A 16,309-nucleotide genomic window follows, 5' to 3' on the forward strand; every position below is an offset into this window, starting at 1 on the left:
TTTGTTTAGATAATTCCAAAGTGTTTCTTAAGATAACTTTCGACTTCTTTAATAATTTTTATATTTACCTCCCCTATTTTATGAATAAACCTTAATTTATCATAGCTAATTATGTGATGTACTTTTATAATTGAATCTTCATATAATCTATTGCTAACGTCTTTTTTGATAAAAATATCATCTCTATGACGATTACCGGAAGAAGATAACGGCATAATCGTAACTAAATTAACGGCGGTAATTAAATTATTAGCCATAATAATAAGCGCCGGACGGTCGTTATAATATTCGTGCCCAACGCTTTTTTCTTCGGCCAATTTAATCAACCAGATTTCCCCCTTTTTCATATTTACTTAAGATTTTTATAATAATTAGCTGCCGCTTCCGAAATTGAACCTAAAGCTTTAAGCGCGTCGCGGCCGGCGGCATCCTGCATGTCTTCAAACGAAGAAGTTTTAATTACATTTTTTATTAAACCATTAATCATATAATTATCGTCAGCATGAATATAAATTGGTTTAAAATTTTCCGATGATTCGGAAACCAGCGCGATTTGATCCTCCCTTTTATCCCAAAAAAACTTTTTAATATTGGCACATCCTTCAATAACCGATAGCACATAGTCGCCATTACGGGGATTTTTATTATCAGGATCAACTAAAACATAATCGCCATCTTCTATTGTCTGTACCCCATTAACTTTGGCGCGGTTCATTGACGGCCCTTGAGCGCGTACTGCGAAAATATTTTTTACCTTGCCGATTAAGCGCCGCGATATTCTCAAATAGCCTTCTAAATTTTCCTCGGCAATAATTTTAGCTTCGCCGCAATCGGCTCCGCCGTAAATCGGCACGGCCACGATCTCGCTAACGCCCTGTTTTATTTCCGAATTAATTAATCGCGCTTCACCGGTTTTTTTATCTATTTCAATAAATCCCTTTTTCTCTAATTGGCTTAAATGATGGCTGATTTTTTGCGGATGGCTTTCGTCAACCAATAAGCCAATATCTCTAAGGCTCATTTTTTCCATATTAATCTTAGAAACGATTTTTAATAGTTTTTCTTGTATGGGATGCAAATGCATAAAATTTTATGATTATTTATACTTATCCACATTATAGACTAAGAACAATGTTTTGTCAAGTTTTTTATAATTACTCGTCAAGTCTCTTGACGGCTATTTCTATTTTTGCTAAAATAATAAATAACCCTTAAAAATCAAAACGGGTTAGACCAATAAAGGCCTTACCCGCTTGAAAATGTGCGGCCGATTATCCGCACAAACGCTCTTAATAATTAAAGGATAGCACATTCTCAATTTTTGGGGAATAATAATTAATTTATACTTATGTTACCGAAATTTACACTTAGTCTGAATGACGAAAAAGATGTGTGGCAACTTAGAAACGATATGACAAACAGAGTTCTGAAAAACTTCGACACTAAGGGTGAAGCCTTAGAGGGTGGGGTTATGAAAGATTTGCTTGGGAACAATGGTGGATCAGTAAAGATTCAAAAAGAAAACCACATATTCCAAGAAGAAAGGACATACCCTCGCAGCAAAGACCCTTCTGAATCCAAAGGTTAATAATCATCAAAAACAGGAAGCTCAAAGCTTCCTGTTTTTATTTTCCCTCTACCGCCCTTATCTCCTCCTCCCCCAGTCCATACAACTCATTAATTTCTTTTAATCGATAAACTTCAAATCTTTTCAAATAATCTACAACCATTTTTGTTTTATCTTTAGTATCTATCTTCGCATTATCATATATTATATTAGTAGAAATTAATTTCGATAAAAACATATCTATTATCTTTTCAATAATATTAAAAAGTTTCCTAATTTCCTCGCCGGTTATATTTATTTCATCTTTTTTTATATCATCGTGAGCGAGATATTGATCGCGATAAGTTTTTAGTCGTTTAATAATTTCCTTATTTTTCTCAATGTCAGATTGGATTGCTAATATATCTTCATATTTTACGCCCTTATATTCTCTAATAAGCATAGCGATAAAATTTGGATCTTGCCCTTGGCTATATTCTGCGAAGTCACTTACAGATAATTTGGCTATATTACTTTGCGTATAGTTAATTATCTTCGTAACATGGAGTGAATTATCGGCAATATCAAAAAACTTAGCAAGCTCTAAAAAGAAATAAACACGCAGAGCTTCTTTTAAAGGGAGAAAAAAACTACTAAAATCTTTTTCTATAATCTTCTTATTCTTTTCCAATGTGTCTTGCTCAACTGCACTGGGATCAACTAATTCAATAAGTGTTTCAAATATATGAAAAGCGGAGAGTGCCTTAAAATAACGACCCTCTATATTTTTTATATATGAAATTATCGTGTTAAATTCTTGACTCATTATTTTTTAATAATATTAATCTCCTCTCCCGTCAACCCATACAGCTCATAAACTTTTTTATCAATTTCTTTATCCGTCTTTTCAATTTCTTCTTTTACCCCATTATATTCTTTATCGTCCATAATCGGGTCTAATTTTTGCAGTTCTTTATTTTTTTCCAACATTTTGTCAACTAATTTCACTAATTCATCGTGTTTGGCTTTTTCATTTTTTTTCTTAAAATCTATCTTATAAATCGGTATTTCTTTTAAATGATTTATCTTAATTTCTGCGAATAATTTTCCTTTGCGCGGTTGTATGGCTAAAAAATACCATGTACCTAATAAAGAATTTAAAATTGCTAAAACATATTTCAAGCTAATCTGATTTTCTAAATTTTTATATAAAACGAAAAAATTATTGCTCGCATAAAAGTTTTCTTCGTCAATCGAAGCTATAATTCTATCTCCAGTTCTTCTCACTAATATTTTTTTATTAACAAAATATTCCTCTCTGCCCAAATTAGCATACTCCTTTTTATCTCTATCAATTATTTTTTTATCATATATGACATATTTACCCGCCCATTTTTTTGAATATCTATTAATTTCATTCCCTTTAAATAATAACTTCTTACAAAGTTCTGAGCTTGAAGAATCAATAAATAATTTTTTTCTTACATTACCAGAATGGATTCCTTCGTGTATCTCAAAATTTTTTCCTAAATTTGCAGAAACATCGTCTAGTTTTTGTTTTAATTTTAATATATTATCATCAAAATATAAGTTAAATTTATTATCTTTATTTTCTAAAAATATAATCTGTTTAATTTTTTTATTTTCACTATTAACTATAACATTCATTAAATTGCTATCTCTTTTTATTTTGACTTTTTCTTTTCTTAAAATCATTACTACGGAATCTAAGTTTACCCCCGCGAAAGCCATTCCAGTATAATAAATATTGGTTATAATAAAATTATCTAAAATTATCTTTCTAATCAATGGATAATTTTTTAACAAAATAATATCAGGCAATATAAGCCCTAAAAAACCATCTTCTTTTAATAAATTAAAAGACTTCTCTATGAATAAAGCAAAGGTATCTACGATGCCACTACCTGCTATAAAATATTCTTTATAATAATCCTTTTCTTCTTTAATAATTTCTGCACCCCATGGCGGATTACCGATTATCACGTCAAAACCTCCTTGTTTAAAAACCGGTTCAAATTTTTTCTGCCAATTAAACGGCTTTTTTTCTTTATAATTTTCACCGAAATATTTTTTTAATTCCTCTTCTTTGCCCGAAATCAAAGAATTGCCGTTTTCTATATTATGGGCTAAATTAGGCAAAAGCTCTCTTTGCCCTAAGACTTTTAATAATAAATTCAATTGAGCGATTTCTACGGCTTCCTGATCTAAATCCACGCCATAAATATTTGAAGTTAAAATACTTACTTTTCTGGCATAATTTTTCATAATATCCGCGTCAAGCTCATTATTTTCTCTTTTAATATGGTTATCTAAAACTTCAAAGGCTTTAATTAAAAACGAGCCCGAACCGCAAGCCGGATCTAAAATTTTAATTTTCCCTGCCTCAAAACCTGACTTACCTTTTAATAATTCGCCCAAAGTATTTTTTACGATGTAATCCACGATATATCTCGGAGTATAATAGATGCCCTGTGATTTTCTTTTGCCTGATTTTTTATCTTTTTCTTCCTGCTGAATCTGCCCTAAATATTGCTCATAAATACTGCCTAAAATATCGGCGTTGATAGAAGCGAAATCATAACGGATGCCTTTGGTGTTTTTATATAATTCTTTAATAATTCTTGCCAATAGCTCATCTTCATATATAAGCGTATCGCAAATAGCCGGTAAAAATAATTTGCTGTTATAGCCGTCATTATAATCCCTAAATAATTTCTTCATTTCATCAGCCAAATTTAATTTGCCTTTGCCATCTTCCCAATTTCTAACGATTTCCCTTAACTTTTCGCCTTCAATTTTTCTGTCTTCGGTCGTCCTGATAAAAATCAGCCTGTCCAAAAGCCTTTGCACGCTCTCGGCAATTTGCTTATCGCTTAATTTTTTATCCCCGTTCCAGCCTTTTAAATCTTTAAACAGCAACGACCGCCATTTTACCAAATCATCGGCTAATAATTTATCTACCGCTTCTTTTTTTGGTTTTTTAAAATTGGCTTCCGCGTATTTGTCTAAATCGCCTTTTAGCATTGACTCTTTAGACAACCACCAAAGCTTTTCGTCTTTTAAATAATCTTTATAATTTATTTCAAAAATCAAGCTTCTCTCCGCGTCCGACTCGTCCCATTCGGCGTTATAAACTTTTATACCTTCAAAATCAGTTAAAATCGCCCAAGGCACGCTTTTATGCCAGGCATAAGAAATGGCTTGCTCGCCATGCTTAGCTTCCCTTAAATCCACGCTTGGTTTTTTAGCCTCAACAAAAAATTTAATGACGTCATTAACATGAAAGGCGTAATCGGCGCGCCCGCCGGAAACCTGCGTTTCCGAAGTAACTTCATGATTGGATATATTATTATAAACATCCCAGCCCAAAGCCTGAAATAAAGGCAAAATAAAATCCTTACAAGTCATTGACTCGTTTTTCTTCTTAAATTCAGCCTCGGTTAAGGCGGTGAATTTATTTACCAGCCGCTCAATTTGTTTTTTAGCTTCTTGTTTATTCATGTTTTTACTCTATCATTTCTCCGCTAATATTTCAACTTTGTTAAAATACAAAAACACCGCGGCTAAAGCGGTGTTTTTATGCGGAATTAATTATTTTTTGAATTTCTTATAAACCAGCAATCCACCTTGGGCTAAAAGCCAACCAACTGCGAAAAAACAAATCATTATTATCAAACTGCCGATATCTTCATTTTTTAAATATCTTAAATTTTCTGTTGCAATAATTAAAATAATGCCAATCCAAAATAATACCGTACCAATTATATAGACTGCCCAGGCGGTCTTTTGTTTTAATAATGAAAAAGCAAAAATTGCCAGCCAAAAAATATAAAAATAAATAAACCCCTCATAGTTGCAACCCTTATCTCCCATTTCTAATAAAAATAATCCGCCACCACAATGGGCATTCAATAAATTAATATGCAAATATCCGCCTATTGGAGCTAAAATTAACGCTAAAATAACAGAACCGACATAAACTGACAAAATAATCAAAACATTTTTTAATTTTTGATTCATAAATTTTCTCTTAAATAATTAATATCACTTATTATTATATCATATCCCCGCAGATTAATCTGGTTTTGCTTTTTAGCCGTATTTAATAATTTTTCTATTATGTCTAAGCTGCGATCAATGGCCTTAGCTCTATTTTTCTTTAGGTTATCCAATTTTTTATCATACTGTTCAATTAATTTCTGCTTTTGCTTATCTGTTAATCTTTCGTCATCCTGCGTTTTCCTGATCAATTTTTCAATTAAATCCTGCTCTTTATCAAAATATTTAGCTTCTATTTTTAAAAGTTTAAACGCGCTGATTAATAATGGCTTATAAATTCTGCCTTTAAGCCAGCCTCGGCCATATATTTCTTCAATATCGCTGATAGTACTATTTATATCGGCGACAATTTCAAAATTTATCTGCGTTTGCGCTTGATTGCCGGCTTTATCTATGGCTTGAATAATTAAATTATGCTGACCCAAGGCATAGTCAAATAAATCAACTGTAGTCGTGTCCACCGCTTGACCATCAATCATTATGATTGTAGTGGCAATACCGGAAAAATCGTCCATGGCGCTATAATCTATAACTAAATTATCGCTACGTAAATATTTATCATCTTCTACCGGCTTATTAATAGTGACAACCGGCGAAATAGTATCTACCGGCTCTAAATCGCTTAGAGGATTTTCCGACACGGCTATATATTCTATAGTAAAATCTCTTTGCATATCTGGCTGAATATTGCCGCTAAATTCCTGATCAATTTGATTATTATTATCTATTAAGCTAGCGCTTAATTTATATTCTCCCTGCCCCGTGCCTTGTAATTCCATTTTGTATTCCCCTTCTATGGGATCAGAGATAACCGCGAATTCAGCGTCAGTCTCAAAACCGGAATAAAACGCACCCGGAATTTCATTAACCGCTTGGCCGCTTAAAAAATCCTTGCCCAGCCTTTTACCATCCGGCGCCACTATCACGAAATCAGCCGGAGAAAAAATTCTAAATGCTAATAATATATTGGGTATTTTATTATCATTAATTTCTACTACGGGTAAATTACCGGTTAAATATTCTATTACCTGTTTTTGTGCTTTACTAGGCAAACTTTCATGCTCGGAATTATTAATCTTAACGGGCGAAAACATAGAAGAGCTTAATTCGGATACTGAACCATCACCAGCTAATCTGATTGATTCTTCGGCATAACCATTTTCCCACATGGGCCAATATGGCTCACCCGAACTTACTTTAATGGCATTAATAGTGTTGTCGCCCGTATCACCAATAAAATTCATTATTTTTATGCCGCTATTGGTAAACTGATTTATTTTATCCAATGAATTAATATTTTCTAAAAATGTATTATACGGATAATTATTTGGATAATTGACTTTGTCGTAAATTCTAAAATTAGCTTCTTCTAAATTTTGTAAATATGCATAATCCGGCAATAACTGTCCAACTGATTTTACATAATCTTGTATATAATTAAAAAGTGAATTATAACCTCTAGCATGAGCTTCTTGTGTAAATACTAATTCTGATATTTTAGCTTTAAAACCCTCAAAGCCTGTGGCGCCTTCCCATTTTAAATAACTTTCCGGCGATCCTTTATGCGGTGTGCCTAAAAATACTAATTGATCTATGTCGCCGCCATAATAATCGCTTTCCGCATAAGCCCGCGCGACTAATCCGCCCATGCTATGAGCTACAATATCAACTTTATCGCAATCGCAAATGCTTTTTACTTCGTTAATTTTCTGCTTTAGCTGATAAGCGCTTAAAGTATTATCCTGCCGCCATTCATACGGAAAAGCGAACAAATTTTTACCTTCCTCGTAACCTGCATATTTTAACGCCTGCCAGAGATTATCGTATGTATGTAAAATTGGATCTAATTCCCATCTGCCATTAACCTCCCAGCTCCCCATAATCCCGGGCACTAAAATTACCGGATTAAGTTCAGCTGGTTCTTCTTCCGGCACCCAAGGCTCGGTTAAAAACGGCTGATAGCTGATATTGCCGCCGATCATCGTGCCTTTTATATCCTCTGATCCGCTAACTTGCTCCGACACGGTCGGTCCGTTTTCATGCCCCCAATAATTACTCACCGCGTCAATTAGATTAGCGCCCATATTTATTATGCCGGCGCCGCCGCAATAAATCATATTAATGCCCATGTCTAAAGGATCTTGATCAAGGCAAAAATCAGGATTATAAATATTGGAATAATTTATTCTAACGTCCGGCGCCTGGCCGACCGCGATATAACCGTTATTATTGATAACCGAACTATGGCTAAGCTTGAATTCCGCGCCCTGATTAATATCTAATAAATAAACCGGACTGCCATCATACGACCCGCCGTAGCTGATTTTGGCATAATCAATCTTAATTATGGCGCCTGGATCATTTACCGATATGCCATACCAATCGCCCGGCGCCGGCATAGTCGCGGCGCCATCACCGTTAGTATCTCCACCCGCGCTATCGTCTTTTAGTGAAGTTATAACTACCGGCTCGGCCGAACTGCCTCTAATATCCAATTCTCCCATGACTAAAATCATGTTATTAGGCGCCAGTTTAATTATTACCCCGGCCTCAATCGTTAACTTCACGCCCGACATAACCGCTAAACCGCCGTCGTCTATCACTCTTACCTCGCCTTTATTCCAAACCGTATCAACAGTCATTTCAGCCGCTTTAGCATTTTGTGCGAAAACAAAAAACCATGCCAAAATAAATATCGGCATGATAAATAAAAAAATCCTCCTTGGCATAAAATAATTAATAAAAATTATTATGCTTTAATTATAGCATAATTTATTTCCTCGTCCAACACAAAAAAACACCCCCGATCGCTCGGAGGTGTTTTTTATATATTTCAACTTATTTCGCTAATATCTTCTTTACTATCTCCCCGACTTTCCCGCCGTCGGCCTTGCCTTTAACGCGCGCCATCGTTTGCCCCATAATTCTGCCAAAATCAGCCGCACCGGCCGCGATTACTTCTTTAACAACTTTTTCCAGCTCATCGTCAGACATCTGCTCGGGCAGATATTTTTCCAAAATTTTTATTTCGCTGTTTTCTTTATCAACTAAATCCTGCCGGCCGCCGGCCGCGTAAGCTTCAACCGAATCGCGGCGCTTTTTTATCTCGCTGGATAAAACTTCAAGCGCCTGCTCATCAGTCAGTTCGGCCTGGCCGTCTTTTCTTAAAGTTATTTCCTTATTGCGCGCGGCCGCGATCAGCATTCTTAAAACCGACGTGGTTTCCGCGTCTTTGCTTTTCATGGCCAGCACTAAATCCTGATTAATTTGTTCTAATAGTTTAACCATACACAATTAAGAAATAATCTTTATACTTTATACTTTATACTTTATACTTTATACTTTATACTTTTTTTCCCATTTACCATCTTCTTCTCGGCTCTTCTTCAAGCTTGCCGATTTTCTTTAAATATTCTCTTTTTGATCTTAATTTCATGCCGACTAAAGCGCGTTTCTTTTGCTGGGTCTTATTAATTTTCGGCTGAACATGCTGAACCTGGCGGGCCAAATATAATTTGCCGCTTTGCTGAAGTTTCTTATTGAATCTTCTTAGAAAACTCTCAAAACTTTCGCCTTTTTTTCTTTTGAATTCTGCCATAAGTCCACCTCGCTTTCTATAATATATGTTTTTCTCTGGCTAGCTCCGTGAATAATGGCAAATTTTCGTGCTCGCCCCGTTAAATCCCTACGGGAGGCGAAGCCTATTTAACGGGGCGAGGACTGTTTGAGCCCGAGTAATCTCGGGCGAGTTCCGCAGTAGAAAATTTGCTGTTATTCACGGAGCCACAACTGTCTTATAATAATTTTTATTTATGCTTTCTTCAACGGACTGCCTAATCTTTTTTCAATTTCCACCACCACTTTTTTATAATCAACTATTTCCTGAATGCCTGATTCCATGTCCCGGATTAAAATCGTGCCGTCCATGATTTCTTTTTGGCCTAAAATCAAAGTGTATTTTACCCCGGCCTGATTAGCCATCTCCAGCTGGCTTTTTAAGCTGTCTTTGGTAAAAGCCTGGCGGACCTTAAAGCCGTTCTTCCTTAATTCTTCAAATAAAACCATTATTTTTCTTCTGGCCTGATCGCCTAAGTGGGCTAAAAACAAATCGCCTTTTTCCTCGTCTTTTAACGGGATGCTTTTTTCTTTTATCTTTAAAATCACCCTTTCAATGCCGATGGCGAAACCGCAAGCCGGAGTCGGCCGGCCGCCCATGTATTCCACCAAGCCGTCATAGCGCCCGCCGCCGCCCATGGCGTTCTGCCTTGATTGCTCTTCGCCCGGCTTGCCCTCCTGGCTTTCCGCGGCGGAAGGCCAAATTTCAAACACAGTCCGGTTGTAATAATCCAAGCCCCTGACTAAAGTTGAATTTAAATTATAGGGTATGTTTAATTCGTCCAAATATTCCAAAACTTTTATAAAATGATTGCGGCAGTCATCGCATAAGCTATCAACTATTTGCGGCGCGTCAACGGCGATTTTCTGGCACTGCTTTTCTTTGCAGTCTAAGAGGCGCAAAGGATTTTTCGCCAATCTTTTTTTGCAGTCATTGCATAATTTAGCCCGCCGCCCGCGCTCTTTATAAAAATTTTCCAGCTTGACTAAATATTCCTTGCGGCATGAAGCGCAACCCACGCTGTTTATTTGAATAATGACTTCCAGCTGCAATTCTCTGAAAAAATAATAAGTTATGGCGATTAATTCGGCGTCGGCCACCGGGCTGGCTTCGCCGATATTTTCCAGATTAAACTGGCTGAATTGGCGGAAGCGGCCGGCCTGCGGCTTATCATGCCTAAAGACTTGTCCGAGCCAAAATAACTTTACCGGCTGGGGCAGATTAAACATGCCATGCTCAATATATGATCTAACAATGCCGGGCGTGGCTTCGGGGCGGAGCGCGATCCTTTCTCCATTTTTATCAATGAAAGAAAACATCTCTTTAGTGACAATATCCGAACCGCGGCCGCTGGAGCGTTCAAACAATTCCAAATTTTCTAAAACCGGCGTATCCATCCGCCTAAAGCCGTAAGACCGGGAAAGTTCAACGGCTTTTTTAATGACTAAATTCCAATACTTATATTCATCCGGCAAGATATCTTTCGTGCCTCGAAGCCGCGAAATAAACCTGTTTCTCCTGATCCGGGAAGCTTTGTCTTCGGCTTCTTTGTTTTCTTTTTTCTTAAAAAATTTTGGCATATTACATTATGTCATTGCGAGAAGCGTCAGCGACGAAGCAATCTCACGTACTCGGATGATAACCAGAGATTGCTTCGCTTCTTACAGAAGCTCGCAATGACAAACTATTTAAAATTATTTTTTAATAATTATATGCTGGCGCGGAAAAAACGTCTATCCGGCTGAACGGCCAGCCGCGGAGCAAAACTCGGCCGGTAATTAATTTTTTATCCACCGGGCCGAAGCTTCGGGAATCTTTTGATGAATTCCTGTTATCGCCTAAAACATAGTACTCGCTGTCGCTTAAAGTTATAATTTCTTCGTTCAAACCGTAGGTTTTATCGCCTGATTGCAAATACGTTTCTTCAAGTTTTACGCCCAAAGGATTGGCTTGATTATAGACATAAGCAAACCCGTCTTTAATTTGAATCTTTTCTCCGGGCAGGCCGATAATGCGTTTTATAAAATACTCTTCATGGTTTCTTGGATACTTAAAAACTATTATGTCGCCTCGCTCGGGCGTATGAAAGCGATAGCTGATTTCATCAATTATCAAATATTCTTTATCGTAAAAATTAGGCTCCATGGAAGCGCCCTTAACATAAAACGGCTGGATCAAGTAATACCTGACTGGGATAATAATGGCCAAGGAAATCGCCACTACTTTAATTAATTCAAAAACATAGCTGAAAAAATTTTTCACCATAAAAATTGCTTATCTGATAATAAATAAGCTTATAACATAATTAATATTTTGTCTACCCATTATTATAACAAGTTAATCAAAAAAAAACAATAAAAAATCCCCGCGTAGGCAGGGATAAAAAGATAAGGAGCCAAGAATTCCATAAATTTCAGGAATTCAAGGCTCCAAAGGCTTACTCGCGGAGACGAATAAATCGATCGTCGCCGTCAAAAACATCATCCAACCAATGGATATTAAGCGCCCATAACCGGCAATTCCAATAAAAGTAGACTACTCCGCGGCGACGGTCGCCATTCAGTAAAATAGTGCGAGGCATAATAAAATAATGCTCGTCGCGCGACTCAACGGGAAAAATTTCCTTTCCCTCGGCCTGCTCTTTAAGCAATATGGCGGCTAAGCCTAGGCTGCCATAAGCCTGGACTTCGTCAGCCAGACGGAACATTGTGCTGCTGCTAATAAACGGCTGATCTTTTTGAACGGGGCAAAAAGAGTAATCCAGATTAACAAGATTAATTTTACCTTCTGGATTGTCGCTCTCCACGCTCCAGCCTTTATGAACAAGACCGGTGTCTTGGGCTTTAAGCGGCGCAATAACACCGCTAACCGATTTTCCGGCTCGCAAAACAGAATCATCTTTTTTTAACGGAGTTCGTATTTTCATTAGCGTCATTTTTCCATCTCCTTCTATGAAATATGATTATATTTAAGGTGCGATCTTGACTATAATTTATATTATAAAATATAATTTACGTCAAGTATTAAAATTATAATTTTAACATGAAAATTAGACTAATTTTAAAATAAGTTGTAGATTGTAATTATGGATAAAAAAATTGATTTATTAAATCCAAAGTTAGGCCAGCCTGAAATCATAGGAAAAATGCCGATAAAATCAAATAAAAACCCTAGCGCCGGGCAATTTAAGCCCATAGGGTTTATTTTAATTTTTCTCCTGGTGGTTTATGTAATTTTTTCTTTTAATAAAACGCCGGAAGAAAAATCATCTTCCTGGTTCTATAATCTGCCGATTATCAGCCAGATTAAGCATCTGGTGGAAAGCGCGGACGCTAAATTAAAAGGCGAAGCCGATGACCGGATAAATATTCTGCTGCTCGGCATCGGCGGGAAAAATCATGACGGCGGCCTTTTAACCGATACGATAATGCTGGTTAGCCTGAAGCCGAGCGAAAAAAAAGTGTCTTTGCTTTCTATCCCCCGCGACCTGGCCGTGCCGATAGAAAATATGGGCTGGCGGAAAATTAACAGCGTTAACGCTTACGCTGAAATGAAAACTCCGGGTACGGGCGGTTTAGCGGTCAGCCAAACCATCAGCGATATTTTTAAAATCCCGATTGATTATTATGTCACCGTGGATTTCGCCGGCTTTGAAAAAATTATTGACGATCTGGGCGGCATTAAAGTTAACGTAGAAAATACTTTTGACGATTACGCCTACCCGATATTAGGCAACGAAGACGCCCCATGGGAGCAAAGATTTGAGCATCTGCATATTGACAAAGGCGAGCAAACCATGAACGGCGAGCTGGCTTTAAAATACGTCCGCTCCCGGCATGCTTACGGCGTTGAAGGCTCGGATTTCGCGCGCTCGCGCCGGCAGCAAAAAGTCTTGGAAGCGGTTAAAGAAAAAGTTCTGTCGCTTAATGTTTTATTCAAGCCCGGCATGATTTCCAAAATAATTTCCGATATTAATGAAAATCACAGCACCAATTTAAAAATTTGGGAAATTGTTAAATTATGGGGGCTGGCTAAAGATATAAAAAGCGAAAACATCGCCACCCGCGTGCTTGATAATAGCCCGAGCGGCCTGTTAGTTGATACGATCGGCCTGGACGGCGCTTACCTGCTCTCTCCCAGAAGCGGAGATTTTTCGGAAATAAAATATTTGGTTAACAATATTTTTTCCGACGCGCCGGCGACCGATAAGGAAAAAGTCAAAATGGAAAAAGCCACGGTTGAAATCAGAAACGGCACCTGGATAAACGGACTGGCCAATAAAGCGGCCTTGGATTTGGAAAAATACGGCTTTACTATCGCGCGCATCGGCAACACCAGCCAGAAAAATTTTGAAAAATCGGTAATTTACGATTTAACTTACGGCGGAAAAATTCAAGCCTTGACGATTTTAAAAAATAGAACCGACGCTAATATCGCTTTGGGCATGCCCGAATGGCTGATAGATGAGCTGGCCAAAGAAATTCTGGGCGAAACCAACCCGATCCAGCCTGATTTTATTTTAATTCTCGGCCAAGCCGCGGACGAAACGCAGTCAGGCGCGGTTAATACGGAACAATAGGTAAAATGACAAATTTCCAATGACAAATGTCAAATCAATGTCAAATGGCTAAATAACAAATTAATTAATTTTTTGACATTTAGATTTTGGATTTGATTTGACATTAGTCATTTGTTATTATAAAAATTTATGGAAGAAACAAAAGACAATAGTAAATTTCTCCCTCTCGTCGTTATTTTCGGCCGGGCCAACGTCGGCAAATCAACTTTGTTTAATTGCTTAACCGAAAAACGCCAAGCCTTGATTTCCAATATCGCCGGCACCACCCGCGACTCTAACCTCGGCCAGGTTAAATGGAACGGCCGCGGTTTTGAAATTGTGGATACCGGCGGCATTATTGACTTAAAGCATCTGACCGAAAAAGGCGCCTCTACCGACGAGATTGCCGACCAAGTGCAAAGGCAAGCCAGCCAATATTTAAAGCGGGCCGATTTGGTTATTTTTTTAGTTGATAATAAAACCGGCCTATTGCCCCAGGACAAAGCCATGGCGCTTTTAATTAAAAAAAATGTTGACCCTAATAAGGTTATTCTGACCATCAACAAAGTTGACGCCCCTCGCGACCATTTAAAAACTTCCGAATTCTATAAATTATCATTTGGCGAACCTCGCCCGATTTCCGCGGCTAACGGCTCGGGCACCGGCGATTTGCTTGATCTTATAGTTAAAAAATTAAAATTAGAAGACGAAGAAGATGAAAATGAGGATAAAAAAGAAGCCCGGGAATTAGCAGTGAAAACAGCCGCGGAAAATTTAATCAAAGTTTGCATTATCGGCAAGCCTAACGTCGGAAAATCCAGCCTGTTAAATTCCCTTTTAGGCTACGAGCGGGTGCTTGTCAGTCCGGAGCCGCATACCACGCGCGAACCCCAGCACACAAAAATAATTTACCGGGGCCTGCCCATATTATTGATTGACACGGCCGGCATCAGTAAAAAAGGCGCGAAAACCAAAGGCTTGGAAAAATTCGGCATTGCCAAGTCATTAAACGCTTTATCTAAAAGCGACATCGCTTTAATGACCTTTGATATCAGCCAGGATATTACCCATCAAGACGCCAGGCTGATTGAAGAAATCGTTAACGCCCAAAAAAGCTTTATTTTTATCGCCAACAAATGGGATAAAATTAAAGAGCGGAACACAAAAAAATACACCGATTATATTTACGGCAAACTGCCTTTCGCCCGCTTCGCGCCCATCCAATTCACTTCGGCTCTAACCGGCGAAAAAATAAAAAAAATCCTGGACTTAACTTTGCAGATCGCCGAAGAAAGAAAACTAAAGCTTAGCGATTCCCAGCTTAATAAATTCCTGTCGCGCATCGTTAAAATTCATCGGCCGGCCAAAGGCAAAGGCGTTAAGCACCCGAGAATCCGCGAATTCAAGCAAACCCAGACTAACCCGCCGAAATTTGAAATGAAAATCGGCGCCAAAGAGGATCTGCATTTTTCTTATATCCGCTTTATTGAAAACCGCCTTCGCGAAACTTACGGCTTCTTAGGCACTCCGCTGTCCATCAGCGTAGCAAAAAATAAGAATGTCCACGGGCTGCATAAAGATTAAAAAAACCCAAACCTCAATGACCAATAACCAAACAAATCCCAAAACAATAAACTAAACAATAAAAAATTAAAATTTGGGGCTTGTGATTTTATTGGGTATTGGGATTTGGAAATTGGGATTTAATTATATTTCCAAAAATTAAAAATTATATGCAAATAATAGTCGGCCTGGGCAATCCGGGCGAACAATACGAGTACACCAGGCATAACGCCGGTTTCATGGCGCTTAACGTTTTAGCCGAGCGCCTCGGCCTAGTCTGGAAAACTAATAAAAAATTTAAAGCTGAAACGGCCGAAGGCCAAAACCTGATTTTAGTAAAACCGCTGGATTTCATGAATAATTCCGGCCTGCCGGTCAGCGCGGTTTTATCATATTACAAGCTGCTACCGAAAAAACTTGGCATTCTAAAAACAAAAAATGCCGATTTATCGGAAATTTTAACCGTTATCCATGACGACTTGGATATAGAGCTCGGTAAATATAAAATTTCCCTGGACTCCCGAAGCGCCGGGCATCGGGGCGTTCAGTCTATTATTGACCAGCTTAAAACTAAAAATTTCCAGCGTATTAGAATCGGCATTAAAACACCGCCATTAGAAAAAATTCCGGCGAACTTGGCACGCAGAAACGAAGTGGAGGCGGCCAAATTCGTCCTGCAGAAATTTAATAAAGAAGAAGAAAAAACTATAAATCAATTAATTCCTAAGGCCACTAAAAAACTATAGCATTTGAACTTACTCTTGCGAGCCTAGAAAATTTAGTGGAATTTTTAGGCGGAAGCGAGGATAGATAATTTATTTGCTTGAGCCGTTTAGGCGAGTTATAAATTATCCCGAGTGCAGCCTAAAAATTCCCTAAATTTTCTCCAGCTCGCGATTTTTGCGCCGCTTTATTAAAAAAGCGGCCCCGAGCGGAGCGGAAATAA

15 protein-coding genes are annotated in these 16,309 nt (G+C 37.7%); 4 read left to right on the forward strand and 11 right to left on the reverse strand.

Going from position 1 to position 16,309, the window contains the following annotated elements; translation table 11 throughout:
* Positions 1-5 precede the first annotated feature (5 nt).
* Together WC639_02370 and WC639_02375 are read right to left on the reverse strand one after the other, a co-directional pair.
* Positions 6-347, reverse strand: coding sequence for a type II toxin-antitoxin system PemK/MazF family toxin (locus WC639_02370; protein ID MFA6306621.1), 342 nt, complete (start codon positions 345-347; stop codon positions 6-8).
* Between the two features lie 2 nt (positions 348-349).
* Complete coding sequence (locus tag WC639_02375) at positions 350-1,084, reverse strand: S24 family peptidase (GenBank protein MFA6306622.1); 735 nt, start codon at positions 1,082-1,084, stop codon at positions 350-352.
* 264 nt (positions 1,085-1,348) lie between these two features.
* Here WC639_02375 and WC639_02380 point away from each other — a divergent pair, with 264 nt between their 5' ends.
* Positions 1,349-1,588, forward strand: a complete 240-nt coding sequence (locus WC639_02380; GenBank protein ID MFA6306623.1) for a DUF2188 domain-containing protein — start codon at positions 1,349-1,351, stop codon at positions 1,586-1,588.
* 37 nt (positions 1,589-1,625) lie between these two features.
* Here WC639_02380 and WC639_02385 read toward each other — a convergent pair whose 3' ends face one another.
* The 9 genes from WC639_02385 to WC639_02425 all read right to left on the reverse strand — a co-directional run bounded on the left by WC639_02385 (position 1,626) and on the right by WC639_02425 (position 12,168).
* Positions 1,626-2,372 carry a hypothetical protein gene (locus tag WC639_02385; GenBank protein ID MFA6306624.1) on the reverse strand — a complete coding sequence of 249 codons (747 nt, stop codon included), beginning with the start codon at positions 2,370-2,372 and terminating at the stop codon, positions 1,626-1,628.
* On the reverse strand, positions 2,372-5,068 hold the full coding sequence (locus tag WC639_02390; GenBank protein ID MFA6306625.1) for a TaqI-like C-terminal specificity domain-containing protein: 2,697 nt from the start codon (positions 5,066-5,068) through the stop codon (positions 2,372-2,374). Before WC639_02390 ends, WC639_02385 begins: the two co-directional genes overlap by 1 nt.
* 90 nt (positions 5,069-5,158) lie before the next feature.
* Positions 5,159-5,587 carry a hypothetical protein gene (locus WC639_02395; GenBank protein ID MFA6306626.1) on the reverse strand — a complete coding sequence of 143 codons (429 nt, stop codon included), beginning with the start codon at positions 5,585-5,587 and terminating at the stop codon, positions 5,159-5,161.
* Positions 5,584-8,355 (reverse strand): hypothetical protein, encoded by a 2,772-nt coding sequence (locus WC639_02400; protein MFA6306627.1) that lies wholly within the window; start codon positions 8,353-8,355, stop codon positions 5,584-5,586. The genes WC639_02395 and WC639_02400 overlap by 4 nt, the downstream gene beginning before the upstream one ends.
* 109 nt (positions 8,356-8,464) lie before the next feature.
* Positions 8,465-8,914 (reverse strand): GatB/YqeY domain-containing protein, encoded by a 450-nt coding sequence (locus WC639_02405; protein MFA6306628.1) that lies wholly within the window; start codon positions 8,912-8,914, stop codon positions 8,465-8,467.
* A gap of 73 nt (positions 8,915-8,987) precedes the next feature.
* A complete protein-coding gene (locus tag WC639_02410; protein ID MFA6306629.1) occupies positions 8,988-9,224 on the reverse strand; it encodes a 30S ribosomal protein S21 in 237 nt (78 codons plus the stop codon).
* Positions 9,225-9,436: 212 nt separating this feature from the next.
* Positions 9,437-10,822, reverse strand: a complete 1,386-nt coding sequence (hisS, locus tag WC639_02415; protein ID MFA6306630.1) for a histidine--tRNA ligase — start codon at positions 10,820-10,822, stop codon at positions 9,437-9,439.
* A 121-nt stretch (positions 10,823-10,943) separates the two neighbouring features.
* Positions 10,944-11,507 carry a signal peptidase I gene (gene lepB / locus WC639_02420; GenBank protein MFA6306631.1) on the reverse strand — a complete coding sequence of 188 codons (564 nt, stop codon included), beginning with the start codon at positions 11,505-11,507 and terminating at the stop codon, positions 10,944-10,946.
* Between the two features lie 172 nt (positions 11,508-11,679).
* The gene (locus WC639_02425) at positions 11,680-12,168 is read right to left on the reverse strand and encodes a hypothetical protein (protein MFA6306632.1); all 489 of its coding nucleotides are present in this window, start codon (positions 12,166-12,168) and stop codon (positions 11,680-11,682) included.
* A gap of 159 nt (positions 12,169-12,327) precedes the next feature.
* Here WC639_02425 and WC639_02430 point away from each other — a divergent pair, with 159 nt between their 5' ends.
* From WC639_02430 to pth, 3 genes are all read left to right on the forward strand, one after another.
* Positions 12,328-13,821, forward strand: coding sequence for an LCP family protein (locus tag WC639_02430; protein MFA6306633.1), 1,494 nt, complete (start codon positions 12,328-12,330; stop codon positions 13,819-13,821).
* Between the two features lie 129 nt (positions 13,822-13,950).
* Positions 13,951-15,384 carry a ribosome biogenesis GTPase Der gene (gene der / locus WC639_02435; protein ID MFA6306634.1) on the forward strand — a complete coding sequence of 478 codons (1,434 nt, stop codon included), beginning with the start codon at positions 13,951-13,953 and terminating at the stop codon, positions 15,382-15,384.
* 149 nt (positions 15,385-15,533) lie between these two features.
* Positions 15,534-16,109 (forward strand): aminoacyl-tRNA hydrolase, encoded by a 576-nt coding sequence (gene pth / locus WC639_02440; protein MFA6306635.1) that lies wholly within the window; start codon positions 15,534-15,536, stop codon positions 16,107-16,109.
* The last annotated feature ends 200 nt before the right edge of the window (positions 16,110-16,309 follow it).

Source organism: Patescibacteria group bacterium (genome assembly GCA_041662965.1).
GTDB lineage: Bacteria > Patescibacteriota > Patescibacteriia > Patescibacteriales > GWC2-42-12 > JACPHD01.

Coding starts and splice junctions, on each gene's coding strand:
- WC639_02390 (MFA6306625.1), bottom strand. CDS start 5,068: ATGAATAAACAAGAAGCTAAAAAACAAATTGAGCGGCTGGTAAATAAA.
- pth (MFA6306635.1), top strand. CDS start 15,534: ATGCAAATAATAGTCGGCCTGGGCAATCCGGGCGAACAATACGAGTAC.
- WC639_02425 (MFA6306632.1), bottom strand. CDS start 12,168: ATGAAAATACGAACTCCGTTAAAAAAAGATGATTCTGTTTTGCGAGCC.
- WC639_02405 (MFA6306628.1), bottom strand. CDS start 8,914: ATGGTTAAACTATTAGAACAAATTAATCAGGATTTAGTGCTGGCCATG.
- WC639_02380 (MFA6306623.1), top strand. CDS start 1,349: ATGTTACCGAAATTTACACTTAGTCTGAATGACGAAAAAGATGTGTGG.
- WC639_02375 (MFA6306622.1), bottom strand. CDS start 1,084: ATGCATTTGCATCCCATACAAGAAAAACTATTAAAAATCGTTTCTAAG.
- der (MFA6306634.1), top strand. CDS start 13,951: ATGGAAGAAACAAAAGACAATAGTAAATTTCTCCCTCTCGTCGTTATT.
- WC639_02370 (MFA6306621.1), bottom strand. CDS start 347: ATGAAAAAGGGGGAAATCTGGTTGATTAAATTGGCCGAAGAAAAAAGC.
- WC639_02395 (MFA6306626.1), bottom strand. CDS start 5,587: ATGAATCAAAAATTAAAAAATGTTTTGATTATTTTGTCAGTTTATGTC.
- hisS (MFA6306630.1), bottom strand. CDS start 10,822: ATGCCAAAATTTTTTAAGAAAAAAGAAAACAAAGAAGCCGAAGACAAA.
- WC639_02430 (MFA6306633.1), top strand. CDS start 12,328: ATGGATAAAAAAATTGATTTATTAAATCCAAAGTTAGGCCAGCCTGAA.
- lepB (MFA6306631.1), bottom strand. CDS start 11,507: ATGGTGAAAAATTTTTTCAGCTATGTTTTTGAATTAATTAAAGTAGTG.
- WC639_02410 (MFA6306629.1), bottom strand. CDS start 9,224: ATGGCAGAATTCAAAAGAAAAAAAGGCGAAAGTTTTGAGAGTTTTCTA.
- WC639_02385 (MFA6306624.1), bottom strand. CDS start 2,372: ATGAGTCAAGAATTTAACACGATAATTTCATATATAAAAAATATAGAG.
- WC639_02400 (MFA6306627.1), bottom strand. CDS start 8,355: ATGCCAAGGAGGATTTTTTTATTTATCATGCCGATATTTATTTTGGCA.